Annotated in this window: 3 tRNA genes and 1 rRNA gene; all 4 read left to right on the forward strand. The window is 53.6% G+C overall.

The annotated features are described in order from the left end of the window. A 16S ribosomal RNA gene (locus T260_RS136380) occupies window positions 1-78 on the forward strand; the annotation flags it as partial. 219 nt (window positions 79-297) lie between these two features. Next, window positions 298-371 (forward strand) — tRNA-Ile (locus tag T260_RS136375). A gap of 74 nt (window positions 372-445) precedes the next feature. Beyond that, a tRNA-Ile gene (locus tag T260_RS136370) sits at window positions 446-519 on the forward strand. A gap of 6 nt (window positions 520-525) precedes the next feature. Next, window positions 526-601: transfer RNA gene (locus T260_RS136365), tRNA-Ala, on the forward strand. The last annotated feature ends 167 nt before the right edge of the window (window positions 602-768 follow it).

Here is a 768-nt window from a genome sequence, read left to right on the forward strand (position 1 = left end):
CCGAAGGTGGGGCAAGTGATTGGGGTGAAGTCGTAACAAGGTAGCCGTACCGGAAGGTGCGGCTGGATCACCTCCTTTCTAAGGACGAAAAGCGGAGGCGAGCGTTTCGCCGCGATGGGCAAATGTTCTTCGCCTAGAGGGATGTTTACATCCCGAAGGCGAAGGTTATTTGACCCCGAGCGGCGGCGAGCCGGAGCTAGACAGAATTTCTTGACAAAACCTATCAGTTTGATTATAATGACGCTTGCTGTTTTGTTTAGTTTTGAGGGAACTTATTGTTCCTTGCAATGTGTATATGGGCCTATAGCTCAGCTGGTCAGAGCGCACGCCTGATAAGCGTGAGGTCGGTGGTTCAAGTCCACTTAGGCCCATTGGATGGGGCCTTAGCTCAGCTGGGAGAGCGCCTGCTTTGCAAGCAGGAGGTNGTTCCTTGCAATGTGTATATGGGCCTATAGCTCAGCTGGTCAGAGCGCACGCCTGATAAGCGTGAGGTCGGTGGTTCAAGTCCACTTAGGCCCATTGGATGGGGCCTTAGCTCAGCTGGGAGAGCGCCTGCTTTGCAAGCAGGAGGTCATCGGTTCGATCCCGATAGGCTCCACCATATCAAGGTAAGAGGTTTCAACGTAGTTGCTTTGCGTCTGCGTCTACAAGCGGATTCGGAGAAGCCGAATTCCTCGACGCAAACCAGCGAAGAAGCGAATTCAAAGGAGCTGCTTTGCGTCTGTGCCTGCGTCTGCTAGCAGGTTCAGGGAAGCAAGATTCCTCGGC

It is taken from the genome of Geobacillus thermopakistaniensis, from assembly GCF_000498995.1.
GTDB classification, from domain to species: Bacteria; Bacillota; Bacilli; order Bacillales; family Anoxybacillaceae; genus Geobacillus; species Geobacillus thermoleovorans.